Origin of the sequence: Rubellimicrobium thermophilum DSM 16684, assembly GCF_000442315.1 — a bacterium.
Lineage (GTDB): Bacteria > Pseudomonadota > Alphaproteobacteria > Rhodobacterales > Rhodobacteraceae > Rubellimicrobium > Rubellimicrobium thermophilum.
The window spans coordinates 18,241-44,232 of sequence record NZ_KE557324.1 but is presented as its reverse complement, the minus strand read 5'-3'; the positions used below and the strand labels follow the sequence as shown (position 1 = coordinate 44,232).

Genomic DNA, 25,992 nt, shown 5'->3' with positions numbered 1-25,992 from the left:
CCGCCCCATGATGTCGTCCGGCGCCTGTCTTGGCCTGACGGCCTGCCTTGCCCTTGCCGCTGCACCCGCCCGGGCCCAGGTCGAACAGGCCCCCCCCAACGCCGCCTTCGAACCGGCCTGGGACGGCCAGACCCGCGCCCCGGCGCTCGATCCCACGCCTGTCCGGGCCGAACCCTTTGCCGGCCCGCTCGAGCATCCCTGGGGCATCGCGCCGCTGCCGGACGGCCGCTTCCTCGTCACCGAGCGGCCGGGGCGGCTGCGGATCGTGGCGGCGGACGGCACCCTGTCGGAGCCCGTCGAGGGCCTGCCCGAGGTCGATGCCCGGCGGCAGGGCGGGCTGCTGGATGTCACGATCTCCCCGGATTTCGCCACGGACCGCACGATCTTCTGGACCTACAGCAAGCCCTTGGGCGGGGGCCTGACCGCCACCGCCGCAGCCCGGGGGTGCTGGCAGAGGATGGCCGCAGCCTGTCCGAGGTGCAGGACATCTTCGTGCAGGAGCCGCCCTCGGACAGTCCGATGCATTACGGCTCCCGCATCCTCTTCTTGCCCGATGGCACCCTCGCCATCACCACGGGAGAGCATTCCCGGGCCCCCGAGCGGGAGCGGGCTCAGGATCCGCAGGCCACCTGGGGCAAGGTGATCCGCATCAATCCCGATGGCTCGATCCCCCCGGACAACCCCCATGCAGAGGACAGGGCCGGTCATCCCGCGGTCTGGACCCTCGGCCATCGCAATCCACAGGGGGCGGCGCTCGATGCCCGGGGACAGCTCTGGATCGTCGAACATGGGGCGCGCGGCGGCGACGAGCTGAACCTCATCCGGCGGGGGGCCAATTACGGCTGGCCCGTGGTCAGCTATGGCGTGGAGTATTCCGGCGCCCCCATCGGATCGGGAGAGCCGCGCGGCGAAGGGTTCGAGGAGCCGGTCTATTACTGGGATCCCGTGATCGCACCTTCGGGTCTGGCCTTCTACGAGGGCAGCATGTTCGACGGATGGTCGGGCGATCTCCTCATCGGCTCGCTCAACCCCGGCGGCCTTGTGCGTCTGCGTCAGGGCGAGGACGGACGGATCACGGGCGAGGAACGGCTTCTGGGCGAGATCGGCCGCCTGCGCGATGTGGAGGTGCTGGAGGATGGCGCGCTGCTTCTGCTGATCGACGACCCCCGGGGCGGCATCCTGCGGGTGACTCCCGGCTGAGAAACCGGACAGACCGGGGCAGGACCGGGCCAGCCGGACGCCCCCTTCTTCCTCCCCTTGCGGCGGGGGGCTACATCAGGGGGCGCCGCTCGGGTCTTTCGAGATCGGTGTGGCCCATCTCGGCCAGGCGCCGGGGATCAGAGACATGCAGACGCCCCTCGGACCACCGGACAAGTCCGAGCGCGCGCAGACGCGCCAGCGTCTTGTTGGTATGCACCAGCGACAGGCCGAGCGCATCCGCCAGGTCCTGCTGCCGGAAGGGAAAGGGCACCGCACCGCCATCCTCGGACAGGCCGATGGCCCGCAGCCTTGTCCAGATCCGCAGCAGCGCCCAGGCCACGCGTTCGGTCGCATCGCGCTGGCCGAGGCTGGCCACGGTCTCTCCCAGGAAATGCTCTTCGACCGCAGCAATCCAGGTGAGATCATAGGCCCGCGCCGGCGAGGCCCGGAAGAGGCGCCACAGCGAAGAGCGGTCGAAGACGCAGAGCATCATCGGCGTGCGCGCCTCGACCGAATGCTTCATCTCTCCCAGAAGCCCAGCCTGAAGGCCGACGAAATCCCCCGGAAAGAGGAAGTTGAGCACCTGCCGCCGCCCGTCCGGCAATGTCTTGGAACGCACGCCCTGCCCGCTCAGGACGGTGAAGAGCTGGGGAGAGGAGGACCCCTCGAGAAGGATCGTGCTGCCGGCAGCGGCGACCAGCTCGCCCTGCTTGAAGCGTTCCATGAAGGCCAGTTCCTCGTCGGTGAAGGGGACGAAGAGGGCATGGCGTCGCAGCGGACAGAGACGGCAGGGAATGGTCAGCATGAGGGCTTGCCTATGTCGCAGTTTAATGCGGAAGAGGCGATCCGGTTCCATAGGGGGGCGGCCGACCGACCGGGAGACCCCTGCCATGAGCCCTCCGCCGCAGCCTGCCTATCTTGTCGTGCTGCATCATGTTCTTGTGGCACAGGACATCGCGCAGGCCATCGCCGAATGGGATCCGGCCGCGGCGCTGGGCGGACGGATCCTTCTGGCCCGCGATGCGCAGGAGGCCCTGGCCCGGATCGGGGGGGGTTTCGCGCCTTGCGGTGGCCTTTGTCGCCGCCGCACCGGCGGCCTTCCGCGGCTCGGCCCTCGAGGCGATGATCGCGGCGCGCGACGGTCGGGCGGTGCTGATGGGAGAGCAGGCCGAACAGGCGCCCGAAGGTTTTCCCGTTCTGGCCCGTCCCTTCCGCACCCGAGACGTGCATGCGCTGCTGGCCCGTCTGCGCCGCACCTAGGCCTTCCCTCTTTCCGGCCTCAGGCGGCAAGGGTCTCGGTCGAGGCGAAGAACATCGCCTGGCTGACGGCCGAGCGCACCTGCTCCTCCCGGTAGGGCTTGGTGATCAGGAAGGCCGGCTCGGGCCTCTCCCCGGTCAGCAGCCGTTCGGGGAAAGCCGTGATGAAGATCACCGGCAGGTCGGCGAACTCGGCCAGGATCTCGTTGACGGCATCGATGCCGGACGAATTGTCCGCCAGCTGGATATCGGCGAGGATGAGATCCGGCCGTTCCTCGCGGGCAAGCCTGACGGCCTCGAACCGGGTACGGGCGATGCCGGTGACGCGGTGTCCCATCTCGCGGACGATGGCGGCGATGTCCATGGCGATGATGGCTTCGTCCTCGATGATCATGACGCGGCCGGCGACGGATTCCGCCATCTCGCGCAGGGCGGTGTCGATGAAGTCGGCGGCCGTCTCGGGCGGGACCTCCATCACCGCACCGATCTCCTGCGCCGTGAAGCCCTCGATGGCATGGAGCAGCAGGGCCTCGCGCGTGTTGGGTGTCAGGCGGGCCAGATGGGATTGCGCCCGCTGCGCGAGGTGGCTGTCGGCCTCGCCCACCGGGGCCCCCTCGCGCCGCCAGGTGCGGTGAAAGGCACGAAACAGCATCAGCCGCGGCTCGAGATCCCTTTCCAGCACGGACGGATCGGCGATGAGCCCCTCAAGGGTCCGTGCCGCGATGGCATCGCCGGTCCTTTGCTCGCCGGTGAGTGCCCTTGCATAACGGCGCAGATGCGGCAGGCTCGCGGCGACCGCGTCGGCAAAGGTCTGCGGCATGGTGGATGTCCCCTTCCCGTGTTGTTGCATGACATGAGCCGTTCAGCGGAACCGAACGCCGCCGTTGCGCGTTCGGTTCCGAAGGGAAATACCTGGGGGACAGGTCTGGGCATGTATATGGACATGAGCGACGCAAAGGGAAAGAGTCGGCTTCACCAGCAGATCGACGAGAATCTCCGACGGGTCTACGAGGATCTGCTGAACGAGGAGGTCCCCGATCGCTTCAGGGATCTCATCGCCCAGCTCAAGGCCCGTGAAACCGAAAGGGAGAAGCGTTCGTGACCATGGCCCCGGCCACGGGGGCCGAAATCCCGACGACGCCCCGGGACCCGCGCGAGGAGATCGCCGATCATCTGGGGGCCCTGCGCGCCTTTGCCATCTCGCTCACGCGCAATGTCTCGGCAGCCGATGACCTGGTGCAGGACACCATCGTCAAGGCCTGGACCCATATCGACAAGTTCCAGCCCGGCTCCAACCTGCGGGCCTGGCTCTTCACGATCCTGCGCAACACCTTCTATTCCGACAGGCGCAAGATGCGCCGCGAGGTGGCCGATCCCGAAGGTGTCCATGCCGCCACGCTGTGCGAGAAACCCTCCCATGACGGGCGTCTCGCCCTTGCCGATTTCCGCCGTGCCTTCGACCAGCTGTCCCCCGAACACCGCGAGGTGCTCATTCTGGTCGGCGCGTCGGGCTTTGCCTATGAAGAGGCGGCCGAGATGATGGGGGTCGCCGTGGGAACCGTGAAGAGCCGGGCCAACCGTGCCCGGGCCCGCCTGGCCGAGATGCTCGGCCTCGAGGAGGGCGAGGAACTGCTCAGCAGTGCGGATGCCGCAACCCTGGCCGTGCTGGGTCGCTCGGGGGTGCGCGCAGCATGAGGGGCGCGCCCGCTCCGGGCGCTTCCGGCACACCGCCGGGGATCGGGCCGGGCTCTCCGGCCGGGGGATCGGGGCGGAAACGGGCCGGGCCTCTCGGGCTGCGGCTGGCTTCGCTGATCGCCGTGGCGCTGCTGCCGCTTGGCGTCGTCTCCCTGCTGCAGGCCGATGCCTGGCTCGAGGCCGCCCGCGCGAGCCGCGCCGCCCTGCTCGAGGGGGCGACGCTGCGCGCCGCCGCGACCGAGGTCGGCCTCCTGCGCGAGGCCCAGGGCGCGGCCCAGGCGCTCGCGCTTGCCGTTGCGCCCCTGACCGCGAATGAGGCCGCCTGCGATGCGGCCCTGTCGCGGATCGCGGCCCAGTCGCCCCAGTATTCTGTCGTGGGCTTCGTCGCGGCCGATGGCCGGATGACCTGCGCCGCCGGCGGGGCCAGCTACGATTACAGCGGCAGCCCTCTCGTGGAGAAGATTGCTGCCGATCCGCTGCCCGGCCATCCATGTCGTGGCCGATGCCCCGCTCTCCGGCACCTCGATCCTGCTTGTGGTCCATCCCGTCTTCCTTCCCGGTCCCGGCTCGGAGGCGATCTATCGCGGCTATGTCGCGCTCGCATTGCCGCATGATGCCGTGGTCAGCATTCCCCCTGCCACGGCGCCCCAGGCGCTGCGCCCGGATCTGCTGACCTTCAACCGCGCCGGAGAGGTGCTGACAGGGGAGGCGCGGGCGGCCGATCTGCTGCCCGTGGGGATCGATCTGGGCGCCATCGTGGATCGCGGCCCGGGAACGACCTTTTCGGGGCGCACCGCTTCGGGCGAGGAGCGGCTCTATGCCGTGGCCCCCCTCCTGCCGGGAGAGCTCTATGCGCTGGGCTCGGTCCCGACGCAGGCGGCCCTCTCCTTCGGGGGGTTGCTGACGGTCAGTGCCCCCCTGGGTCCTGGCGGCGCTGATGTGGGCCGGCAGCCTGGTGGTGGCCTGGTGGGCCGCCGAACGGCTGGTGACACGCCACATGCGGACGCTCGTCCGCGCGATCGGGGAATTCGCCTCGGGCCATCGCTCGGTCGCCCCCCTCGAGATGGAGGGCGCCCCGCGCGAGATCGTGGAGGTGGCCCGCGCCTTCCGGCGGATGACCGACACGATCCTGCACGACGAGGCCGAGCTCGAGAACACGCTGCATCAGAAGGAAGTCCTGCTGCGCGAGGTCCATCATCGGGTGAAGAACAACCTGCAGCTCATCGCCTCGATCATGAACATGCAGATGCGCCGCGCCCGCAGCCCCGAGACCCGGATCCTGATGCAGGGCCTGCAGGAACGGGTGATGAGCCTCGCCACGGTGCACAAGGAGCTCTACCAGACCTCCGGACAGACCGATGTGCGCGCCGACGAGCTTCTGGGCGACATCACGCGCCAGATCCTGGCCATGGCCGCGGGACCGGGACGCAGTTTCCGCGTGGAGACGGAGTTCGCGCCTGTCCATCTGGTGCCGGAACAGGCGGTGCCGCTCGCCCTGCTGCATACAGAGGCGATGACGAATGCCATCAAGCATGCTGCGCCGGATGCCGGGGGCACCCCCTGGCTCCGGCTCGTCTTTCGGGAGGGCGGCGGCAGCGGCGAGGCCGAGCTGGAAATCGCCAACAGCGCCGCGGCCGGAACCGAAGAAACCGCCCCGGATGCCGAGGTTCCCGGTCTCGGGCGGCAGCTGATCGCGGCCTTCGCGGCGCAACTCGGCGGCACGGTCGCCGAGGAGGCCGGGCCGGATCGGCATACCCTGAGAGTGCGTTTCGCGCTGCTGCCCGTACGGGAGCGCCAGCGACGGGATGCGCGCAGCGCCCCTGATCGGGCGGCCTGAGTCTTCGCCGAAGGCCGCTGCCGGGGGGCGGGGAAACACGCACGCCCTGCAACAGGCGGTGGACAGCCCGCAGGCTGTCCACCGCGGCAGGGATCCGGGGGGGCGGGATCCGGGCGGGGGCGATCAGCCGACGACCGGACCGCCGCCGCCCGAGCCCGCAGAAGCCGAATCGGTATCGGTCTCCCCGGCCCTGGCATTCGCGCTGCGCTCCGCGGCCTCTTCGGCACGCCCGGCAATCCGCCGCACCGCCTCCTCGGCCTTCCGGGCGGCCGTATCGGCGACGTCATGGACGGCGTCGCTGACCGCCTCGCCGGCCCTGGTCCTGATGTCACCGACCGCTTCGGCGGCGGTCTCCCGGATCTCTCCGGCCAGAGAACCGGCAACCCGGGTCACACGGGCTTTCTCGGCCCGGAACAGCTGCGACGCCTCATCGAGAAGTCGGTCCCGCTCGGCACCGAAGGCCCGGTTCTCCGCTTCCGTGCGCGGCAGCAGCGCCCCGAGCGCCGCCCCGGCCGCAAAGGCCGCCGCGCCGACGACAAAGGGATGATCTTCCAGAACCCGGCCGGGATGGCGGATGGCCTGCGCGCCCATCCGTTCGGCCTTCAGCATGGCGCCATAGGCGCGTTCCCGCGCGGCGATGATCCGTTCGCGTGCCTCCTCCGACAGATCCTCGAGCCCGGAGGCCAGCCGCTCCTTCAGATCGGAGGCAAACTGAGCGATGACGGCAGCGCGTTCGGCGGCAAAGTCGCGGGCCTCGCCGAGATGGGACCGGGCCTCCTCCTCCAGCCGGTGCAGCGCCGCGGCCGCCCGTTCGCGCAGGCCGTGGGCCTCTTTCGCCCAGGCGTGATCCTCACCCCAGGATCCGGTATCGGCCGTCGCCGTGGATGCCAGGGCGGCTGTCGGTGCGGGATAGGTTCCAAAGGCGCCGCGGGCACCGCCCGGAGCGCTGTCCGGAGCGCTGTCCGGGGCGCTGTCCGGGGCGCTGTCCGGGGCGGGGCCGGCGGGGTTGCGGGAGGTCGCGCCGCTGGCCCCATGAACCCCATGAACATGAACCGGTGCGGGCGAGCGCGACCAGTCGGACCGCCCGTTGTCGCGGGATGCGGCAGGGCCGCGCAGACGGGGCCCGATCAGCATCCAGGCCACGCCCGCGCCGATGAGGGCGATGCCCAGCGGATTGGCGCGGATCGCGCGATCCACGGCCTGGGTCGCCGTGCCGGCGCCTTCGCGGATATAGCCGAGTGCCTCGCGTGCCAGATGGTCCACCGAGACACGCTCCGAAAGGGCGTCCAGGGTCGAGGCCAGGCGCGCGCGTTCGCGCTCCAGATCGGCCTCGATCTTGCGGGGGTCAGTGCTGGTGATGGTCATGGGCGACGGTCTCCTTGATCGTCTGGGCATCGGCCTGCACGTTGCGGATCGTGCGGGTCGGCGTCAGGTTCTCGGGTCTGAGGATGGCCAGCCCGCGCAGCAGCAGCAGGCCGGCCAGAACGAGGGTTGCGCCCCCCACAAGGAGCGCAGCCCAGCCCGGCCCCATGGCGGGGGCCAGGGCCGCCACCAGGGCGGCCGCCAGGACATGCAGGGCCACCAGGGCGAGAAGACCCGCGATGGCGAGCATCGCCACCCCCATGCCGGCCTGCCGGACATTCTGGGCCAGCTCGGCCCGGGCGAGGGCGATCTCTCCCCTGACAAGGCGGGTGACCTGATTGATGGCATCGCCAAGCAGGGCGCCCATCGGGCGGGGATCGTCGTCCTGGCTCATGGCCGGGCCCCATCCTCGTCGTCATGGGTGTTCAGTCCAGTCGTGCGGGCCCCACCGCGCGACGGGCCGCCGCGGGACGAAGCGCCTTCGGACATGGCCTGATGACCTGTCTGTCCGGACTTTCGGCCGGCGAAGGATCCGGCAGACCGGACGGCGGCGCCCTCGTCCGGGGCCGAGGCGCGGGCGAAGCGGGCGATGGCGAATCCGGCCAAGGCGGCGGCGGCGACAAAGGCCCCCGGATTGCGGCGGGCAAAGGCATCGGCCTCGCCCAGAAGCTCGCCCAGCGGCCGGCCGCGAACGGATTCCGAAAGATCCTCGATCGCATCGGCCGCAGCCGTCATCAGCCGTGCCTGCACGCCCGCATGGGGGCCGTCCTCGGCGGCCCCGCGCAGCGCATCGGCCAGCCGCGTCGCAACCTCCGCGAGGCTGTCCTTGGCCGCCTCGCTGCGCGACAGGGCCTCGTCCCTGGCGGCCTCGAGGGTGCGCGCAGCCATGTGGCTGGCCTTCGTCTTCACCTCCTCATAGGTCTCCCGGCCGGTTTCGGCCAAGGAGGAGCTTCCGGCGGCAGAGCCGCCGGCGGTCATGTCGTCCTGGGTCATGCATCGGTCTCCTGAAGGGGGCCGCGGGGGGGCGGCGACGCCCCCGCCTGCGCCGGCGGCAGCAGACCTGCCCTCAGAGGCATCGGCGGGGTCGTGACGGGGGCCTAACGCATCTGGACCTGCCCGGTTCCACACGCGGCGTCCCCGCGCTTCTCCCCGTTCCACGCCCGGTTCCGCCGGTTGCCGGGGAACCCTTTCCCCCGGTCAGCGTTGCCTGCCACGGGACCGCCGCCCGCAGGAGGACCGCAGAAGGACGGACCGCCGTCCGGATCCTCGTCCCCCCGGCCCCGTCCCTCCCGCCTCATCCGTCCCAGTTGCTCCCCAGATCATCCTGCCCTCGATCCGCCGTCACAGGACACCCCCATGCAGATCCGCATCGGTTTCGACATCGCCGTCACGGTGCAGGGCCCCGTGCCCGGCCTGCTCGCCCTCTGGCCCCATCCGGACGAGGCACACCGCATCGCCGGCCCCGCCCTCCGTGCCGATCCGGCCGTGCCGATCGCGCTGCACCGCGATCTGCATGGCAATATCCGGGGCCGTCTGGTCTTTCCGGAGGGCGAGACGCGCCTGCGCTGGGAAGGCCTTGCCACGGACGACCGCCAGCCCGACCCGGTCGTCCCCGATGCGGTCCAGCACCCTGTCGAGGATCTCCCGGACGAGGTGCTGCCCTATCTGATGCCCTCGCGCTACTGCGAAAGCGATCTTCTGGCTGCGGAAGCCTGGGAGCGGTTCGGGGCCGTCCGGGGCGGCTGGGCCCGGGCGCAGGCGATCTGCGACCATGTCCACCAGGCCATCCGCTTCGACTACAAGGCCGCCTCGCCGGGGCGCAGCGCGGCCAGCTCCCGCGGAAGGGGGCCGGAGTCTGCCGGGACTATGCCCATCTCGTGCTGGCCTATGCGCGCGCCCTGACGATTCCCGCGCGCTATGTCACCGGCTGGCTTGGCGACATCGACTGGCCCGATCAGGGGCCCGGCGATTTCTGCGCCTGGACGGAACTCTATCTGGGCGGGCGCTGGTATCCCTTCGATGCGCGCTACAACGCGCCGCGCATCGGCCGCATCGTCATGGCGCGGGGACGGGATGCGGCGGATGTGCCCTTCCTGACGACCTTCGGGGCCTCCACCCTGTCGCATTTCGCGGTCACCTGCGAGGAGGTGACCCTGCCTGCCGCATCCGCATCGGCGGCCAGGCAGGGAGCCTCTGCCGGTCCCCTGGCCCATCCGCCCCCGCCCGTTCCGGGGGGCTGAGCCTCAGCTCAGATGATAGAGCTGCACACTCTGCCAGCCGATCGCGATCTCGCCTGAGGCCTCCTCGTCGCAGGCCGGCTGCTCGCGCGCGGTATCGAGGCGGAGGCGCCAGGCCCCCTCGGGCAGGGTGAAGCCCGCCTCGTCCCCGGCATTGAGCAGGATCAGGAGGCGTGGCCCGTCGGGCAGGGCGAGGTCGAGCGCGAACAGGCGCAGCCCCTCGTCGGCCCAGTCGCCCTCCTCCATCGCCCGCCCCGCGGGATGGAGCCAGCGCGCGACGGGCGCGCGGGGATCGCCCTCCTCCCCCCGGGCGAAACGCAGCTGGGCAAGCCCTGTCTCCGCCCGCAAAGCCGTGAGCGCGCGGACGCAGGCCAGGAGCGATTCGCGCGGGGCAGACCAGTCGATCCAGGCGATCTCGTTGTCCTGGCAGTAGGCGTTGTTGTTGCCGCCCTGCGTCTGGCCCATCTCGTCGCCGGCCAGCAGCATCGGCACCCCCTGACTGAGGAACAGCGTGGCCAGCATCGCCCGTGCCCGCCTTTCGCGCGCGGCGTTCACGGCGGGATCGTCGGTCGGCCCCTCCACCCCCATGTTGTCCGAAAGGTTGTGGCTGTGGCCGTCGCGGTTGTCCTCGCCATTGGCCTCGTTGTGCTTGTCGTTGTAGGACAGCGTGTCCCACAGCGTGAAGCCGTCATGGGCAGCCAGGAAGTTGACGCTCGATGTCGCGGGGCGGCGCGAGTGGTTGAACTGCACGGGACTGCCCAGGAGCCGCTCGCTCATCGGCCCCACGAAGGCCCCCGTCCTTGCGCCAGAAGGCGCGGGTATCGTCGCGGAACTTGTCGTTCCATTCGCGGAAGGGCCAAGGAAAGCCGCCGACCTGATAGCCGCCCTCGCCCACATCCCAGGGCTCGGCGATCAGCTTGACGGTGGACAGGACCGGATCCTGCCGGATCGCCGCGAAGAAGGCGCCTTCGCGCTCGAAGCCCGTGCTCTCGCGGCCGAGCGTGGAGGCCAGATCGAAGCGGAACCCGTCCACATGCATCGTCTGGACCCAGTAGCGCAGGGAATCGAGCACCATGCGCAGCACCATGGGATGGGCGATGTTGAGCGTGTTGCCCGTGCCCGTGGTATCGAAACTGTGGCGCGGATTGTCGGGCGAGAGCAGGTAGTAGGCGGCATTGTCGATGCCGCGGAAGCTCAGCGTCGGGCCCTTCTCGTTGCCTTCGCAGGTATGGTTGTAGACGACATCAAGGATCACCTCGATCCCCGCCTTGTGCAGCCGCCGGATCGCCTCCTTGACCTCGCGGATGCGGCCCGTGCGCAGGTAGGGGGCGTGGGGGGCGAAGAAGGACAGCGTGTTGTAGCCCCAGTAGTTCGACAACCCCTTCTCGACCAGGAAGCGGTCATTGGCAAAGGCGTGGATGGGCAGCAGCTCCACGGCGGTGATGCCGAGGGTCTTCAGATGGTCGATGACGGCCGGCGCGGCGAGGCCCCGGAACGTGCCGCGGTCCTCCTCGGGCACGCCGGGATGGCGGATGGTCAGGCCCTTCACATGGGCTTCGTAGATCACCGTCTCCTGCCAGCGGCGACGGATCGCGCGGTCGGCTTCCCAGTCGAAGTCGGGATCGGCGACGACGGCCTTGGGCATGAAGGGGGCGCTGTCGCGCGGATCGGGCGTATCGTCATCGCCCTCCTCCAGGACATAGCCGTGCAGGGCATTGTCCCATGCGATCTGCCCCCGCAGCTCGCGCGCATAGGGATCGAGCAGGAGCTTGTTCGGATTGAAGCGGTGCCCCTCGGCCGGCGCATAGGGGCCGTGGACGCGGTAGCCATAGACCTGTCCCGGCCCGATGCCGGGCAGATAACCGTGCCAGATGCCGCCCTCCATCTCGGGCAGCTCGAGGCGATGGATCTCCGCACGGCCCTCCTCGTCGAAGAGGCAGAGTTCCACGCGCGTGGCGTTTTCGGAGAAGAGGGCGAAATTCGTTCCTTCCCCGTCGAATTCGGCGCCAAGATTGTCGGATCGGGCCGAAGCCGGGTCGAAGGCAAGGCGGCCGGAACCGGCATCGCCGGGGCGTCTGGACATGTCAGCGGCTTCCCATGGGATGAGGGGACAGGTGAGGGGGCATCCGCGCGACGGCGCGGCGGGCCAGCATGGCAGCCGTCACAAGGGTGGTGCCGCCGGGCGTCACGCGAAACCAGCGGGCATCCTCTTCGGGATCACGACCCAGGCAGAGCCCCGCCGGGACCACGGCACCAGGGCCGATGATGGCCCGCGACAGACGCGCACCGGGGGCCACGCGGGCACCGGGCATCAGCACGCTGTCCTCGATCACGGTCCAGCGTTCGGGACGGTGGGCGGCAAAGCGCGGAGCCGAGAGGTGAAGCCCCCCGGCCTCGAAGGTCAGCAGGCGGGTATCCCCCGCTGGCCGCAGCACCGGATCGGTCGGGGGCAGGGCGTCCACCGCCCCGCGTTCGGCCTCGAGCCAGGCCATGCGGAAGGCGTCGAGGGTGTCCAGGCAGCGCGACCAGCCGGGAACGGGCAGGCCGTTCCCTCGGCCAGGGCGCGGGTCCAGACGGATCCGGGGTCGCTGCCGCCCCGGCCTCGAGCAGGACCGCACCGGCGGGCTCTCCGTCCGCGCCCACGGCCACCGCCGCACCCCCGCGGCGGGGTGCGGCGAGGAGCGAGGAGAGGTCGAGCGACAGGGCATGCCGGCCCGAGAGCAGCAGGAGCGGGCCGCTGGGCAGGGCCGAGGCAAAGGCGATCTCCATCGCCCCGCCCCAGCGTTCGGGGATGTGGCGCCGCAATATCCGGTCATGGCCGTCCGTCACGACGACGAGACGCCGGATCCCCGCGCGCTGCGCGCAGGCGATGGCCAGGTCGCACAGGCGGCGCCCGGCGAAGGGGAGCGCGGCGGGGGGTTCGCCTCCGGCCAGGTCCTGCAAACCTTCGCTGCCCCCCTGCGCAAGCAGGACGGCCGCCGGGGCGGGAGACGAGATCGACTCGGGCATGACGCGGTTCCCTGCGGATGGCCGGGGCGCCCCCCGGCGACAGGATGTTCCCCTCGGCGCCCCCAACGCGCGCAAGGCCCCCCGGTTCCGACCCGCGCCTCAGGCCGCCTGCCAGTCGATCGCGACCGGCCCCTTGCCCTCGGGCGGCCAGAGCGATCCCGCCGTGCCGCCGCCCTCCCAGGAGAGGGTGAGCATCAGACGCCCCTCCGGCCCCTCGCGCAGGGCGCGCCAGCCGCCCGGCATCGCCTCGATGCGCAGCGGCGCCCCGAACAGGCCCGGCGCCTCGGACCGCAGGCGCAGCAGCGCGCGGGTGAGCCTGAGCTTGGCCGCCGCGAGCCCTCCTTCAGGGGGGGCGTCGAGGGCCTCGAAGTCCACGGGCAGGCGGTTGTCGGGATCCGTCAGATGGTGCAGGGGCCCTTCGGCACCCTGATAGAAATCGGGGATGCCGGGCAGCAGGATCTTGAGCGCAAGCTGCGCCAGCGAAAGCTGATCGCCCCGTTCGATCAGGGTGCGGGCCGTGTCGGGCGGCTCGTGCCAGGCCGCGGCAAGGGTGCGGGCAAAGGCCTGCGCGGGCTGTTCGGCCGCCTCGCGCGGGTGGGTCCAGCTCGTCACCTCCCTGGCCTCGCGCAGGGCCTTCTCCATATGGGCGGCAAGGCGATCGCCGATGTCCCCGCGCCCGTCCTCGTGGATGGCCAGCCAGGATTGCAGGACATACCATCGCTGGGCAGGGTCCACCTCCCCGGCCCCCGGCAGATCCGAGGCCGCCTCCCAGAGGGCGGCAAAGACCTCCGGCAGATGGGTCATCGCCACCAGGCGCATCCGCGCATCCTCGGCGCGCTTGGTATCATGCGAGGAGGTCAGCAGGAGGTCGCGGCCCGTGCGCGAGGCGGCCCATTCCGCCAGCCGTGCCGGCGTCCAGGCACAGTCGGACGGTTCGGCGCCCACCTCGCAATGGGCAAGACAGCGGGTGAAGCGGTAGAAGGCCGTGTCCTCCTGCGACTTGGCCATCAGCGCACCCGAGACCTGCTGGAACCGGATCGCCAGCGCGCGCGCCGCCTCCGTCCCGACCTCGATCATCGCCCGCACCAGCCAGCGCAGCGCGCGGTCGGAGACGAGCCCTTCGGCCGCACGCTCGGCGGCGGCCTCCAGCAACGCCCGGTCCTCCGCCCGGCGGGGCCCCTCGGGCGCCTCCAGATAGGTCCGGTAGCGCGGAATCTCGATCAGGAGGGCCAGAACCGCCTCGCGCAGGGCTTCCTCGCCCGCCTCGACCTCGCCCGAGGCGGCGGCGGCGGCGAGCGCGAGATCCTTGAGCTGCGCCAGCTCGGCCGACAGGACCTGCCGGATGACCTGCCCCTTGGCCTCGGCCAGAACCGCCTCCCAGGGGCGGTCCTCGCCCGTGGCGTCGCGCCAGAGCGCGTCGAGCCGCGCGAGGCCGGGGCCGTCGGTCAGCGCGCGGACGATGGCCGCCCCCGCCTCGTAGCCGGTGGTCCCCTCCACGGGCCAGGGCGGCAGGGCCTCATCGCCCACGAGGATCTTCTCGACCCAGACCGGACAGCCCGGCGCGCGCCGGGCAAGCCGGGCCAGATAGGCACCGGGATCGGCCAGCCCGTCCACATGGTCCACGCGCAGCCCCTGCACGATCCCCTTCTCCACGAGATCGAGGATCAGCGCATGGGTATCCTCGAAGACCTGCTCCTCCTCCACGCGCATCCCGATCAGGCCGGTGATGTTGAAGAAGCGCCGATGGGTGATGCCGTCGCGCTCCAGCTCCCAATGCGCGAGGCGCCAGGGCTGACGGGCATGCAGGGCGCGGATCGCCTCCGGATCGCCCGCGCGCTCCGCCTCGGTCAGGGGATGGGGCGTCAGCGGCACGGCGAGATCGCCGGCCCGCAGCTCCGGCCCGTCTTCCCCGTCCGCCGCCCGGATCGCGCCGGCCTCGAGCATCGTCTCGAAGGGATCGGGCAGGAAGGGCAGGACAAGGCGGCCCTTCGTCCAGTCGATGTCGAAATGCCGGGCCCAGCGGGATCGCTCGCCATGGCGCAGCACGTCGCGCAGCCACGGATTGTCGAGATGAAAGGCCATGTGGTTCGGCACGATGTCGAGCAGCAGACCGATGCCCTGCGCGCGCGCCGCCGCGGCCAGCCGCTCCAGCCCCTCGCGCCCGCCCAGGGCCGGGTCGATCGCGGTGGGGTCGGTCACGTCATAGCCATGCGTGGACCCGGTCACGGCAGTGAAGATGGGCGAGAGATAGAGATGGCTGATACCGAGCGCCTTCAGCCGTGGCAGCAGGGCGGCGGCCCGGTCGAAGGTCATCCCCTCGCGCAGTTGCAGACGATAGGTCGCGCGCCAGGCACTCATGCGGCCTCCACGGAAACGGCGATCGCAAAGCGGTCATGGGCAAGATCGCCCAGGACAAGGTCTTTCGGCCCCTCCGGCGGCAGGGTCTCGCGCCCGCCGCCGAGATTGACCCACAGGCGCAGCCTGCCCTTCCGGAAGGGCCAGAGGGCATCGATTCCCCCCGGCCCCTGCCGTTCCACCCGTGCCGGCCCTGTGCGTCCCGACTTCAGCAGCGGCACGATCCGCCGATGCCGCAACGCCAGCAGCCGCTGCGTCAGCGCGCGCCAGTGGCGCGCCTCCTCCCCGTCCTCGGCCCCGAAGGGGCGCGACGCTTCGAAGGTCGCGGGGTCGTTGGGGTCCGGAAAGTCGCCCGCCTCGGGGAACATCGCGCCGAAGGCCTCACGGCGCCCCTTGCGGATGGCTTCGGCCAGCGCCTCGGAGACATCGCAGAAGTAGTGGAAGGGCCCGCGCTCGCCCACCTCCTCGCCCATCCAGAGCATCGGCACGAAGGGCGAGCACAGCAGGAGCGCATGGACCACCTCGACGGCCCGGTCGTCGCCTGCAAGCGTGATCAGCCGCGCCCCGTCGGGCCGGTTGCCGACCTGGTCATGGTTCTGGTTGTGGCAGACGAAGGCCGTCCAGGGCAGCCCGTAGGGGGGCAGACCCTCCTGCGGCTCGGGCGCCCCCTTGCCGGGTTCGGCAAAGCCTTCGCCCAGGACGCGGCGCAGCTTCTCATGGGGGTTCTCGGCGAAGGGGGCAAGCCAGCCCCGGTTCTCGCCCGTCAGGATCGGATGCAGGGCGTGGTGGAAGTCGTCGGCCCATTGCGCGCGGGCCTGGCCGTCGCGGATTTCCACGGGGTTGTTGCGCGCGTCCTCGTAGATCAGGTGGATGGGCCGGCCCCAGTCCTCGGCGGCGACGGCGCGACCCAGTTCGGCCAGGACAGGGGTCTGCGAACGGGGGTCGCGGATCTCGTGCACGGCATCGAGGCGCAGCCCGTCGAGGCGGTATTCGCCGATGAGCCCGAGGCAGAGATCGAGCGCAAAGGCGCGCACCGCCGGCTCTCCGAAGGCGATGGCCGCGCCCCAGGGGGAATGCTCCTCGGGGTCGAAGAAGGCGGGGGCGATGTGCTGCATGGCCGATCCTTCGGGCCCGAAATGATTGAGCACGACATCGAGGATCACCATGATCCCCTGCTCCTGCGCGGCCTCGACGAAGGCACGCAGGTCGTCGGGGCGGCCATAGGCGGGATGGGGGGCGAAGAGGAGCGTGCCGTCATAGCCCCAGCCGCGCCGGCCAGGGAAATGCGCCACCGGCATGAGTTCGAGAGCGGTGATGCCCAGATCGGCCAGCCTCGGCAGCCGCCGCCGGGCAGCGGCGAAGGTGCCTTCGGGCGTGAAGGTGCCGATATGCAGCTCGTAGAGGACGGCGTCCTCCCAGGGGCGGCCCGGCCAGGAGCGGCGCCAGGCGTAGGCCGCCGGATCCACGAGACGCGAGGGGCCCATCGGGTCCGGGCCCGCCTGCGCGCGGGCCATCGGGTCCGGCAGGCGCCGACCGTCCACGACAAAGGCGTAAGGGTCGCCCGCCTGCGCGGCCGCCTCGCCCCACCAGAAGCCGTCCTCGTCCCGTTCGAGGCCATGGCGGAGGCCCCCCAGATCGAGCGCGACCGACTCCGCTCCGGGCGCCCAGAGGGCAAAGCGCCAGCATCCCCCGCCGGCCGGATCGGCGCCCCATCGGCGCGGGCGCCGGGCCAGGGGGGCCGGAGAACGGGCGTCGGATCGGCTGATCTCGGGCATCGCATCTGATCCTCTCGGGTGTCACCCAGCGAACGGTGGGAAGCGGGCGCGGTTCCGCCGCGGATGCGAACCTTGCGAACAAATCCCCTGCCGGTGCGTTGGACAGACCGGATGCCGATGCAGCGATGCAGCATGCAGGAGGATGCCATGCCGGAGCTCTCGAAACCCTTCGACGAGGCCCCCCGCGGCCGCGGCTCGGACAAGCTGAAGGGACGGACCGCCTTCATCACGGGGGCCTCCTCGGGAATCGGGCGGGCGGTGGCGCTGCTCTTCGCGCGCGAAGGGGCAAGGGTCGCCATCGCCTGTCATTCCGATCCCGACGATGCCGAGGAGACGCTGGCCCGGATGCGCGATCTCTCCGGGCAGGACGGCTTCAGGGTGCAGATGGACGCAGGCGACGCCGCCTCCAACAAGGCCGCCACGCGCAAGGCGATCGAGTGGCTCGGCGGGCGGCTCGACGTGCTGGTCTGCAACGCCTCGATGCAGCTCGAGCAGTCCGATGTGCTGGCGATCCCCGAGGAGAAGGCGAGCAAGACCCTGTTCGTCAATGCGCTGGGCTATCTCTGGACGATCCAGGCCGCGCTGCCCGCGATGGGCGAGGGGGGCGCGATCATCGGCACCTCCTCGGTCGTGGCCTATCGCGGCAACCCGACGCTCGTGGACTATGCGATGGGCAAGGGGGCGGAACTGGCGCTGCTGCGCAGCCTTGCCGCCCAGCTCGCCGAAAGGGGCACCCGCGTGAACGCGGTGGCACCTGCCTATCTCTTCCTCGCCTCCGAGGACGGAGCCTATGTCACCGGCCAGACAATCCATGTGAATGGCCATGTGAATGGGAATGGCCATGTGAATGGCGGGATTCCCATCGGCGGCTGACCCGTCGGCGGCCGACCGCCGATCCACGGGGGGCAGCCTCTTGCGCGAACCATCTTCGGGAACCGGCCCGGCAGAACGGCGTTGAAGCTCCGAATGCGGAAACGGGCCGCGGACCCACCGTCCCCCGTTCCGCACAATCCGGATAAGGAGATCACCCGTGAAGAGGCTTCTGCTCTCGACTGCCCTGTTCGGCGCGCTGGCGATGCCGGCCCTCGCCCAGACCCTGTTCCGCACCCAGATGGACCCGATGGAGATCCGGGCCTCCGAATTCATGGGCATGCGGGTCTATGCCAGCGAGGCGGCTCTCGATGCGGACGAATTCCCCGGCATCCAGGAGGGCTGGGATGACATCGGCGAGGTCGCCGATGTGATCCTGTCGCGCGATGGAACCGTGCAGGCCGTTCTGGTGGACATCGGCGGCTTCCTCGGCATCGGAGAGCGCCGGGTCGCCATCAACATGGATCAGCTCCGCTTTGTCGCCGACAGCGCGACGGCCGAGGATCTCGACGACTTCTTCCTGGTCGTGAACACCACGCGCGAGGCGCTGGAAGGGGCGCCGGATTATGATGCCGGCATGAGCGCCGAAGCCGCGGCCGCCGCCACGGGCGAGGCGATCGCGCAGGGCGCCGAAACCGCCGCGACCAGCGTTGCCGCGGCCGGCGCCGAGATGGCCGACACGCTGCAGGATGCCGGCGAGGAAGTGGCCGAGGAGGTCAACCAGCTCGGCATGACCGATCATCAGGAGAACATGGCCGAGGCGCAGGATCAGGCCATGGATGCCGCCGAGGAATCCGCCGAGGCCGCCGGCGCGGACAGCATGACGACCGATCCCGCCGGGGCGCCCGCTCCCATGGCCTTCGAACGCGACGGCTTCGTGCCCGCCATGTCCGAGGATCTGACCTCCGAACGGCTGACGGGGGTGACGGCCTATGACATCAATGACGAACGGGTGGGGACCGTCGCCGATCTCATCCTCGATGACAGCGGCCAGGTCACTCATGTCGTCGTGGATGTGGGCGGTTTCCTGGGGATCGGGGCCAAGCCCGTTGCGCTCGACCTGTCGCAGGTCGCCATCCTGCGCGCCGATGGCGGAGACGAGCTGCGCGTCTATCTGCCCCAGACGCGCGAGGAACTCGACGCCATGGAACGCTACGAAGCCGTCCAGTAGGCACCATCCCGCCGGATGGAAGGGGGGTCGCATCGCGGCCCCCCTGTCATGACGGGACCATCCCCCGGGATGCCCCTTGCGACATCCGTGACGCCCCCCTGTCGCCGCCCGCGCCCCTGTCGCCCTGTCAGAGGCCCGGCGGCTGGACGCAGGCCTTCTCTGCTGGCAGGGTCGGCCTGATGCTGACAGAAGGGAATGATCGACAGGGATGATGGCAATCCTCTGCCGCATGCAGCAGGCCGTGGCGGCCCTGCTGACGCTTCTTCTTCTGTGGACCGGCAGCGCCACGGCGCAGCAGGCCGCTCCGGCCGGATCCCCGGAGGAGACGGCTGCTCTGACCACCGCGTTGACGGGCGAAGCGGCCCTCGCACGCCTGATCGAGGTGCTGCGCGATGAGACCGCGCGCAACGCCCTTCTGGAGGCGCTCGAGGCCCGCGCCCGCCGCCGCGTCCCAGGCCGCATCCGGCGGCGCTGCGGACGAAGCCCCGGCCGGGCAGACCGCCGAGCCGCCGAATCTGGCCCGCGATCTTGCCGATGCCACGCTGGCGGCAGCGGGCGAGGCGCTGGCCGCCCTGAGGCAGGCCGGGGCCGAGCTCCAGCGCATCGGCCGCCTGACAGCGCTGACCGGCGAAGCCCTGGACAGCCATCGGGCAGAGATCCTTCCGCTTCTGGCCACGATCCTGTGCACGATTGCCGTCGCGCTGCTGATGAAGGCCGCGGCGGGACGCCTCAATCGCCATCTGCTGCCCCCCGGCGATGCGGGAACCCTCCTGCGGATCTGGCGGGCCGGGCTCGCCCTCCTTGTCCGGCTGGGGGGACTGGCCCTCGCCTGGGGGGGCGGCTGGCTGCTGGCCGCCGCCTTTGCGCCGGACGGCTGGCCTTCGCAGGCGCAGGCGCTCTACCTCAATGCCTTTGCCGTCTTCGGACTCCTGCGTCTGCTGCTGCGTGCCTTCGCCAACCCGGAGGCCGGCCGCGAACCGGCCTTCTCCCTGCTCGATCCCCACACCCAGGCTGCCCTGTTCCGGCCCCTGCGCGCCGTGGCCGGTGTGGTGGTGCAGGGCTTTCTCTTCGTCGTGCCGCTGGTGCAGCTCTGGGGGGGCTTCGCGCTGGCCCGGCCGGCACGCACGCTCGTGGCCACGCTCGCCGCCCTGACGGCGCTCTGGGCGATCCGCGCCATGCTCCGCGCCCTCGACCGCGCGGCCTCGCCGACCGGCGCATCGGACGCCGCGCCCGGAACGGCGACGGGATCCGTCCTGCCGTCCATGCCTCCCCGTGCCCTGGCCGCGGATGGGGCCGATCCGGCGTCTCCCCTGCCTGCCGAATCCTCCGCCCCGATGCTGGCCCGCGGGCTGGGAACGGCCTGGCGCCGGATCTGGCCGCCGCTCGCGGTCCTCTATGTGCTCTATGCCTGGTGGGTGGCGGTGACGCGCCCGGCCATGATGGAGGAGATTGTCCTGGGCGGCACGGCCCTGACGGCGGTGGCTCTGGCGGTGCTGCTCGGGGCGCTGAGCCTGTTGCGCCGGGTTCCCACCCTGCAGGCGCCGCTGCCCGACCACATCGCCCGCCAGATGCCGACGCTGCCCGGACGGATGACCCGCATCCTGCGCGCCATCGTCGCCGTGGGCGCGGTCGGCGCGCTGATCGGGGCGCTGCTGCTTGCGGCCGGGCTGGGGCTGGCTCGACACCGGAGCGCTGCTGGCCCGGGATGGCTCCAGACCGCCCTGTGGCGGCTGGTCTCGGCGCTGCTGGTGCTGCTGCTTTCTGCGATTGTCTGGGCCATCGTCGCCTCCTGGATCGATGCCCGCCTCTCGGCGGATCCGGAGGGGCGCCCGGCGCGCACGCGCACGCTTCTGGCCCTGTTCCGCAACGCCTTCGGGATCGCCGTCGCGGTGATCGCGGTGATGGTCTCGCTGTCGCAGATGGGGATCGACATCGCACCGCTCCTGGCCGGGGCGGGGGTCGTGGGCCTCGCCGTGGGCTTCGGCTCGCAGAAGCTCGTGCAGGACATCATCAACGGCATCTTCATCCAGCTCGAGAATGCGATGGATGTGGGCGATGTGGTGGGGGTGGCCGGCATCACCGGCGCGGTGGAGCGTCTCACCATCCGTTCGGTGCGTCTGCGCACCCTCGACGGGGCGACGCATGTCATCCCCTTCTCGGCCGTGGACACGGTGACGAACCTGACGCGCGACTTCGGCTATCACGTCGCCGAAATCACCGTGGGCTATGACGAATCGGTCGAAGCGGTGAAGGAGGCGATGACCGAAGCCTTTGCCCGCCTGCGCGCCGATCCCGTCATGGACCGGGACATCGACGGCCCGCTCGACCTGCAGGGCGTGGTGGAACTGCGCGAGACCGGCATGGTCCTGCGCGCGCGCATCCGCACGCGGGCAGGCCGCCACTGGGAGATCGGGCGGCGCTATTCGGAATTGCTGAAGACAGAGATGGACGCCCGCGGCATCGAGATCGCGGCCACCACGCGGACGGTCTTCGTGCCCCCGCGCCGAGGCATGGACGGGGCTTCCCTTCCCCTGCCCGGGGGGGAGGAGAGACCATGACGGCGGAACCCCTCCGGCCTGCCCGCGTTGGCGGGGCAAGGGGCGGCGCCATCCGCCCCCCCCATCTGCGGAGGCATCATGAACTTCACCGGTTACGGCGGGCTGTTCGGGCTCGTCATCCTGATTCTCGATCTCTGGGCCATCATCTCGGTGGTGGGCTCGAACGCCTCGACCGGCGCCAAGGTCGGCTGGGTGCTGGCCATCGTGATCCTGCCGATCCTCGGCTTCCTGGCCTGGCTGGCCGCGGGTCCGCGCAGCATCCGTCACGCCCCCTGACCGCCGGAGGGCCAAGCCGGACCGGACGGAGGGCGTCATGAAACGGGCGCTCTCGGCCTTCTGGTACATCTGGGACGTGATGGACCGGCTCAATCTCAGCCTGATCGCGGCCGGGGTGGGCTTCTTCGCGATGCTGTCGCTGTTCCCCGCGCTGGCCGTCATCGTGCTGCTGTGGAGCTGGTTCGCCGATCCCGGTCAGATCGGCACATTGCTCGAGCTGGCCGAAGAAATCGTCCCGCCGGAAGTGCACGACACCATCGGCACCCAGCTCACCGGCGTCATGAATGCAGGCTCGCGGCCCTCTCTGGGCTGGGCGACGCTGCTTTCGCTGCTGGTGGCACTGTGGTCGGCCCGGGCCGGGGTCTCGGCGCTGGTGCGCGGGCTCAATGCCGCCTACGACATCGGCCACCGCCCCAGCATTCTGCGTCGCTACATGGCCGATATCGGGGTGACGCTTGCGCTGTGCGGGCTGGCCTTCGTCACCATCGCCGCCGCGGTGGTGGCGCCGGTGCTGATCCGCCTGCTGCCGCTCGGCCCGGCGGCCACCCTGATCGCCGAGCTGGGGCGCTGGATCGTGGCCGTGGCGGCGATCATGCTGACGCTGGGGGTCGTCTACCGCTACGGCCCCAATCGCCGCGGCAACCGGCCCGGCTGGATCACCCCCGGTTCGATCATGGCGACCGTGCTGTGGATGCTGGTCTCGATCGCCTTCTCGATCTATGTGGCCAACTTCGCCCATTACAACGAGGTCTACGGCTCGCTGGGGGCGGCCGTGGCCCTGCTGATGTGGTTCTACCTCTCGGCCTTCGTGGTGCTTCTGGGCGGCTGTCTCAACGCCGCGCTCGAGGCCGGCGAAGCCAAGCCGATGCCTGACGGTCCGGGACCTGCGGCACAGGAGGAGGCCGGCCTGCCCCCCCGCCCCTGATCTGACGGTGATCTGATGGCCGGGGCTCAGCCGCCCGTGCCGGGCTGTTCGCCGGCCGGCAGACCGAAGGTGGCCAGATAGGCCGCGATGTCCCGCGCCTGCCCTTCGTCGCGGACCTTGTAGGCCATCTTGCTGCGGGCCGAGGAGTCGCCCAGCGCCTCGCGCAGATGGGTGGTCGGATCGAGCAGATAATGGACAAGATTGTCCTCCGCCCAGAGCACCCCGCTTTCGCCATAAGCCTTCATCGCAGGCGAATAGGCGAAGCCTTCGACATGCGCGGGACGGTTGCCGACCGCCTGCCACAGATTGGGGCCCGTCCGCGCATTGCGCCCGGCCAGAACCTCGCCCGCCTCGTTCTGCACGACATGGCAGGAGACGCACTGGCGGGCGAACTGCTGCTCGCCGGCGGCGGCATCGCCGCTGAAGGCGGCAAGGTCCACGGGGGCGCCGCCGGCCTCGGGCGCCGATGCATCCTGGGACATCAGAGCCCCCGGCAGCAGCGACGCGACGATGGCCGTGGCAAAGAGGCGGGGCTTCATCCCTGAGATCCTTGTCCTGGCAGACATGCTGGGCATCCTTGCTTGCGGATGGCCGGGCGGGCGCAGTCGCCCCCCGGAACGGCAGGCGAAGCATAGACGCGCCCATCGGCCTGTCCAGCGCCCGCCGGCGGATCCGGCTCCCTGCCAGGCGCGGCAGGATGCCGCGGAAATCCCGGTTCCGGGCAGTTCGGGTCGGGGCCCGGACGGCATCCGGAAAATCCCCGGCGGGATGGAACCCGTCAGCCGTGCCTGCGTTCCCGCATCGGAACGGCGCCAGACGCCATTCCTGTCCCGGACGGCGGGGCCGTTCCTCCCCGGCCGCGGTTTCCCTGACGCGGCCTTTCCCCGCCGGAGAGCGCTCCCCTCGCTCTCCGGCGGATGTCCCTTGCGGACATCCAGGGGCCGGAGGCCGGGGCGGAGGGCGCCCCATCACGGGACAACAGGAAAGACAACAGGAAAAAGGAGTGATCCCAACGTCCGATCAGGATAGGATCGGTTCGAAGGGTCCAGCAGAAGGGAGAGAGTGCCATGCGTCACCTCGCTGATCATCCAAGCCCCGAAGATGCCTCCCTCCGCCTGCGGCATTTCCTGCGCCTCGAACGCGAACGGTTGCCGCATCCCATCGCGCGGGCGCTGCATGCGCGCCGGCCCTCGCCTCCGGCCGAGACGCGCCTGAAGCCGGTGCTGCGCATCCTCCGCGGCCACGAGGCCTGATCGGGGCCTGATCCCTGATCGGCCCCTGATCGGGGGCCGATCGGGCCTTCTCCCCCGGCGCCGCCCCCGCCGCCCTGCCCTCCTCCGGCCCCTGCAACCGGGGGCTTCTTGCGTCGCCCCGCGCGGCAGGCGATGCAGGGGGCGTCATGACGTCCCCCGCCCATCCCCCTTTGCCTGACCGCCCGAAGGCCGCCCCCTCCGGGGGATCGCGTTCAAGCTCGGCTCGGTCGCGCTCTTCACGGCCATGGCCTCCCTCATCAAGGCAACAGCCCCGCAGGTCCCCCCGGGCGAGGCCGTGTTCTTCCGCTCCTTCTTTGCCATTCCCGTGATCCTGGTCTGGCTCCTCTGGCGGGGGGATTTTCCCGCCGCGCTGGCCACTCGGGATCCGCTCGGCCATGTCTGGCGGGGCTTTGCGGGCGTCCTGTCGATGACGCTGGGCTTCTGGGGGCTGGGCCTCCTGCCCTTTCCCGAGGTGACAGCGCTCAACTATGCTGCGCCCATCCTTGTCGTGATCTTCGGGGCGATGTTCCTGGGCGAGCGGATTCGCGTCTTCCGTCTGATGGCTGTGGCCCTCGGCCTGGCGGGCGTGCTGATCGTGCTGGCGCCGCGCCTGACGGTCGGGAGCGGCGCCACCACCCCGGGTGAGACGCTGGGCGCCGTGGTCACCCTGGGCGGGGCGGTCTTCGCCGCGCTGGCCCAGGTCTTCGTGCGCCGCCTGACCCTGACCGAGGAGACGGCCGCGATCGTCTGGTGGTTCTCGGTGATCGCCTCGCTCTTCGCGCTGCTGACGCTGCCCTTCGGCTGGGTTCTGCCCGGTCCGCGCGATGCGGCCTTTCTCGTGGCGGCGGGTCTTCTCGGCGGGCTGGGGCAGATCTTCCTCACCTCCGCCTATCGCCATGCCGAGGCGGGTCTGGTCGCCCCCTTCGACTATGCCTCGATGCTGCTTGCGGTGGCGATCGGCTGGTTCGCCTTCGCCGAACTGCCTACGCGACAGACGCTTCTGGGGGCGGCGCTGGTGATCGCGGCGGGCATCCTGATCATCTGGCGCGAGCGCCGGCTGGGCCTCGAACGTGCGCGGGAACGCGCCGCCAAGGCGGGAGAGGGCTGATTCGCCCCTTGCCGCGAACTGCCCTTCCCCTTTCGGGGTGTTGCGCGAATCGCCCCCGGAACGCGCGTTGCGGCAGGAAATCGTTAACCTTTTGCTGGCAGGTTGGGGCCGATCAGACCCCCGCCCCAGGACCCGCTCATGCCCTTTGCCCCGTGCCCCTCAGCTCCGCACCAGCCTTTCGTAGGCCTCGGCGATCCCGCGCACGAGGGGGCCGACCTCGAACCGCCAGTCGCCGATCTGCCCCACCGGGGTGACCTCCGCCGCGGTGCCCGTCAGCCAGCACTGCTCGAAGCCCTCGAGCTCGGCCGGCTCGATATGGCGTTCATGGACGCGGATCTGGCGTTCCTGCAGCAGGCCGATGACGGTCTGGCGCGTGATGCCGTTCAGGAAGCAGTCGGGCTTGGGGGTATGCACCTCTCCGTCCTTGACGAAGAAGATGTTGGCCCCGGTCGCCTCGGCGACATAGCCGCGATAGTCGAGCATCATCGCGTCCGAGCAGCCCTTCGCCTCCGCGGCATGCTTGCTCATGGTGCAGATCATGTAGAGGCCGGCGGCCTTGGCCTCGCTCGGGATGGTCTCGGGGCTGGGGCGCTTCCATTTCGCGATGTCGAGCCTGGCCCCCTTCATCTTGGCATCGCCGTAGTAGTTGCCCCATTCCCAGCCGGCGACGGCCAGACGCACGGGGTTGCGCCGCGCGCTCACGCCCATGTCCGGCCCGGCCCCGCGCCAGGCGATGGCCCGCACATAGGCATCGCTCCAGCCATTGGCCTTGAGCATGGCGTCCTTGGCCGCGTCGATCTCCTCGGCGCTGTAGGGGATCTCCATGTCGAGAAGCTGGGCCGAGCGGATCAGGCGCAGACTGTGTTCATGCCCCTTGAAGATGCGGCCGCCATAGCAGCGCTCTCCCTCGAAGACGGAAGAGGCATAATGCATCGCATGGGTGAGAAGATGCACGGTCGCCTCACGCCAGGGCACCAGCCGGCCGTCCATCCAGATCCAGCCGTCCCGGTCCTCGTAGCTGCCGGCCATGTCCTGCCCTCCTGCGTCCCGTGCATCCCGCCGGCATTGCGCCCGGCGCGGCCTGCGCGCCATGATCTTGCACGC

At 70.6% G+C, this 25,992-nt stretch carries 24 protein-coding genes and 2 pseudogenes; 15 read left to right on the top strand and 11 right to left on the bottom strand.

Annotated elements, in window-relative coordinates; genetic code table 11:
• Positions 1-10: 10 nt before the first annotated feature.
• A pseudogene (locus RUTHE_RS12570) lies at positions 11-1,200 on the top strand (PQQ-dependent sugar dehydrogenase).
• 70 nt (positions 1,201-1,270) lie between these two features.
• Here the strand turns inward: RUTHE_RS12570 and RUTHE_RS12565 are convergent.
• Entirely contained in the window at positions 1,271-2,005 is a 735-nt protein-coding gene (locus tag RUTHE_RS12565) for a Crp/Fnr family transcriptional regulator (RefSeq protein WP_040645872.1), read from the bottom strand.
• Between the two features lie 215 nt (positions 2,006-2,220).
• Between RUTHE_RS12565 and RUTHE_RS12560 the strand changes: the two genes are divergently transcribed.
• Complete coding sequence (locus RUTHE_RS12560; protein ID WP_021098817.1) at positions 2,221-2,460, top strand: hypothetical protein; 240 nt, start codon at positions 2,221-2,223, stop codon at positions 2,458-2,460.
• A 19-nt stretch (positions 2,461-2,479) separates the two neighbouring features.
• Here RUTHE_RS12560 and RUTHE_RS12555 read toward each other — a convergent pair whose 3' ends face one another.
• Positions 2,480-3,277, bottom strand: coding sequence for a response regulator (locus tag RUTHE_RS12555; RefSeq protein ID WP_021098816.1), 798 nt, complete (start codon positions 3,275-3,277; stop codon positions 2,480-2,482).
• Between the two features lie 33 nt (positions 3,278-3,310).
• Between RUTHE_RS12555 and RUTHE_RS18420 the strand changes: the two genes are divergently transcribed.
• The 4 genes from RUTHE_RS18420 to RUTHE_RS17685 all read left to right on the top strand — a co-directional run bounded on the left by RUTHE_RS18420 (position 3,311) and on the right by RUTHE_RS17685 (position 5,989).
• Positions 3,311-3,559, top strand: a complete 249-nt coding sequence (locus RUTHE_RS18420; protein WP_342662248.1) for a NepR family anti-sigma factor — start codon at positions 3,311-3,313, stop codon at positions 3,557-3,559.
• Positions 3,560-3,561: 2 nt separating this feature from the next.
• Positions 3,562-4,152, top strand: coding sequence for an RNA polymerase sigma factor (locus tag RUTHE_RS12550; protein ID WP_051150470.1), 591 nt, complete (start codon positions 3,562-3,564; stop codon positions 4,150-4,152).
• A complete protein-coding gene (locus tag RUTHE_RS17690) occupies positions 4,149-4,766 on the top strand; it encodes a hypothetical protein (protein WP_021098813.1) in 618 nt (205 codons plus the stop codon). Before RUTHE_RS12550 ends, RUTHE_RS17690 begins: the two co-directional genes overlap by 4 nt.
• Before the next feature lie 296 nt (positions 4,767-5,062).
• Positions 5,063-5,989 carry a sensor histidine kinase gene (locus RUTHE_RS17685; RefSeq protein WP_051150468.1) on the top strand — a complete coding sequence of 309 codons (927 nt, stop codon included), beginning with the start codon at positions 5,063-5,065 and terminating at the stop codon, positions 5,987-5,989.
• A gap of 123 nt (positions 5,990-6,112) precedes the next feature.
• Here RUTHE_RS17685 and RUTHE_RS12540 read toward each other — a convergent pair whose 3' ends face one another.
• From RUTHE_RS12540 to RUTHE_RS15585, 3 genes are read right to left on the bottom strand one after another with little or no spacing between them, the layout of a single operon-like run.
• Positions 6,113-7,354 carry a DUF3618 domain-containing protein gene (locus RUTHE_RS12540; RefSeq protein WP_021098811.1) on the bottom strand — a complete coding sequence of 414 codons (1,242 nt, stop codon included), beginning with the start codon at positions 7,352-7,354 and terminating at the stop codon, positions 6,113-6,115.
• Positions 7,335-7,745, bottom strand: a complete 411-nt coding sequence (locus RUTHE_RS12535; protein WP_021098810.1) for a phage holin family protein — start codon at positions 7,743-7,745, stop codon at positions 7,335-7,337. The genes RUTHE_RS12540 and RUTHE_RS12535 overlap by 20 nt, the downstream gene beginning before the upstream one ends.
• Entirely contained in the window at positions 7,742-8,344 is a 603-nt protein-coding gene (locus RUTHE_RS15585) for a hypothetical protein (RefSeq protein WP_021098809.1), read from the bottom strand. Before RUTHE_RS15585 ends, RUTHE_RS12535 begins: the two co-directional genes overlap by 4 nt.
• Before the next feature lie 363 nt (positions 8,345-8,707).
• On the opposite strand from RUTHE_RS15585, the gene RUTHE_RS17680 reads away from it, so the two are divergent.
• Both RUTHE_RS17680 and RUTHE_RS17675 read left to right on the top strand, forming a co-directional pair.
• Positions 8,708-9,253 (top strand): transglutaminase-like domain-containing protein, encoded by a 546-nt coding sequence (locus tag RUTHE_RS17680; protein WP_021098808.1) that lies wholly within the window; start codon positions 8,708-8,710, stop codon positions 9,251-9,253.
• Positions 9,229-9,591 carry a transglutaminase-like domain-containing protein gene (locus tag RUTHE_RS17675; protein ID WP_021098807.1) on the top strand — a complete coding sequence of 121 codons (363 nt, stop codon included), beginning with the start codon at positions 9,229-9,231 and terminating at the stop codon, positions 9,589-9,591. The genes RUTHE_RS17680 and RUTHE_RS17675 overlap by 25 nt, the downstream gene beginning before the upstream one ends.
• A gap of 3 nt (positions 9,592-9,594) precedes the next feature.
• Here the strand turns inward: RUTHE_RS17675 and glgX are convergent.
• The 4 genes and pseudogenes from glgX to treZ all read right to left on the bottom strand — a co-directional run bounded on the left by glgX (position 9,595) and on the right by treZ (position 16,727).
• Positions 9,595-11,671, bottom strand: a pseudogene (gene glgX / locus RUTHE_RS12520) (glycogen debranching protein GlgX).
• A 1-nt stretch (position 11,672) separates the two neighbouring features.
• Positions 11,673-12,080: a GlgC family sugar phosphate nucleotidyltransferase gene (locus RUTHE_RS12515; protein ID WP_144079670.1), complete on the bottom strand. Its 408-nt coding sequence runs from the start codon at positions 12,078-12,080 to the stop codon at positions 11,673-11,675.
• 616 nt (positions 12,081-12,696) lie between these two features.
• Positions 12,697-14,955, bottom strand: a complete 2,259-nt coding sequence (treY, locus tag RUTHE_RS12510) for a malto-oligosyltrehalose synthase (RefSeq protein WP_021098803.1) — start codon at positions 14,953-14,955, stop codon at positions 12,697-12,699.
• Entirely contained in the window at positions 14,952-16,727 is a 1,776-nt protein-coding gene (gene treZ / locus RUTHE_RS12505; protein ID WP_021098802.1) for a malto-oligosyltrehalose trehalohydrolase, read from the bottom strand. Before treZ ends, treY begins: the two co-directional genes overlap by 4 nt.
• Positions 16,728-16,874: 147 nt before the next feature.
• Between treZ and RUTHE_RS12500 the strand changes: the two genes are divergently transcribed.
• The 5 genes from RUTHE_RS12500 to RUTHE_RS12480 all read left to right on the top strand — a co-directional run bounded on the left by RUTHE_RS12500 (position 16,875) and on the right by RUTHE_RS12480 (position 22,527).
• Positions 16,875-17,600: an SDR family oxidoreductase gene (locus RUTHE_RS12500; RefSeq protein ID WP_021098801.1), complete on the top strand. Its 726-nt coding sequence runs from the start codon at positions 16,875-16,877 to the stop codon at positions 17,598-17,600.
• A gap of 157 nt (positions 17,601-17,757) precedes the next feature.
• Complete coding sequence (locus RUTHE_RS12495) at positions 17,758-18,768, top strand: PRC-barrel domain-containing protein (protein WP_021098800.1); 1,011 nt, start codon at positions 17,758-17,760, stop codon at positions 18,766-18,768.
• 392 nt (positions 18,769-19,160) lie between these two features.
• Positions 19,161-21,326: a mechanosensitive ion channel family protein gene (locus RUTHE_RS12490; protein WP_021098799.1), complete on the top strand. Its 2,166-nt coding sequence runs from the start codon at positions 19,161-19,163 to the stop codon at positions 21,324-21,326.
• Between the two features lie 78 nt (positions 21,327-21,404).
• Positions 21,405-21,602 carry a PLD nuclease N-terminal domain-containing protein gene (locus RUTHE_RS12485; protein ID WP_021098798.1) on the top strand — a complete coding sequence of 66 codons (198 nt, stop codon included), beginning with the start codon at positions 21,405-21,407 and terminating at the stop codon, positions 21,600-21,602.
• A 37-nt stretch (positions 21,603-21,639) separates the two neighbouring features.
• Positions 21,640-22,527: a YihY/virulence factor BrkB family protein gene (locus RUTHE_RS12480; RefSeq protein WP_021098797.1), complete on the top strand. Its 888-nt coding sequence runs from the start codon at positions 21,640-21,642 to the stop codon at positions 22,525-22,527.
• A gap of 26 nt (positions 22,528-22,553) precedes the next feature.
• Here RUTHE_RS12480 and RUTHE_RS12475 read toward each other — a convergent pair whose 3' ends face one another.
• Positions 22,554-23,066: a c-type cytochrome gene (locus RUTHE_RS12475; RefSeq protein ID WP_021098796.1), complete on the bottom strand. Its 513-nt coding sequence runs from the start codon at positions 23,064-23,066 to the stop codon at positions 22,554-22,556.
• A 528-nt stretch (positions 23,067-23,594) separates the two neighbouring features.
• Between RUTHE_RS12475 and RUTHE_RS12470 the strand changes: the two genes are divergently transcribed.
• Both RUTHE_RS12470 and RUTHE_RS12465 read left to right on the top strand, forming a co-directional pair.
• Positions 23,595-23,780, top strand: coding sequence for a hypothetical protein (locus RUTHE_RS12470; protein ID WP_021098795.1), 186 nt, complete (start codon positions 23,595-23,597; stop codon positions 23,778-23,780).
• Between the two features lie 205 nt (positions 23,781-23,985).
• Positions 23,986-24,888 carry a DMT family transporter gene (locus tag RUTHE_RS12465; RefSeq protein ID WP_040645871.1) on the top strand — a complete coding sequence of 301 codons (903 nt, stop codon included), beginning with the start codon at positions 23,986-23,988 and terminating at the stop codon, positions 24,886-24,888.
• 159 nt (positions 24,889-25,047) lie between these two features.
• Here the strand turns inward: RUTHE_RS12465 and RUTHE_RS12460 are convergent, their stop codons facing one another.
• Entirely contained in the window at positions 25,048-25,917 is an 870-nt protein-coding gene (locus RUTHE_RS12460) for a branched-chain amino acid aminotransferase (protein WP_021098793.1), read from the bottom strand.
• Between the last annotated feature and the right edge of the window lie 75 nt (positions 25,918-25,992).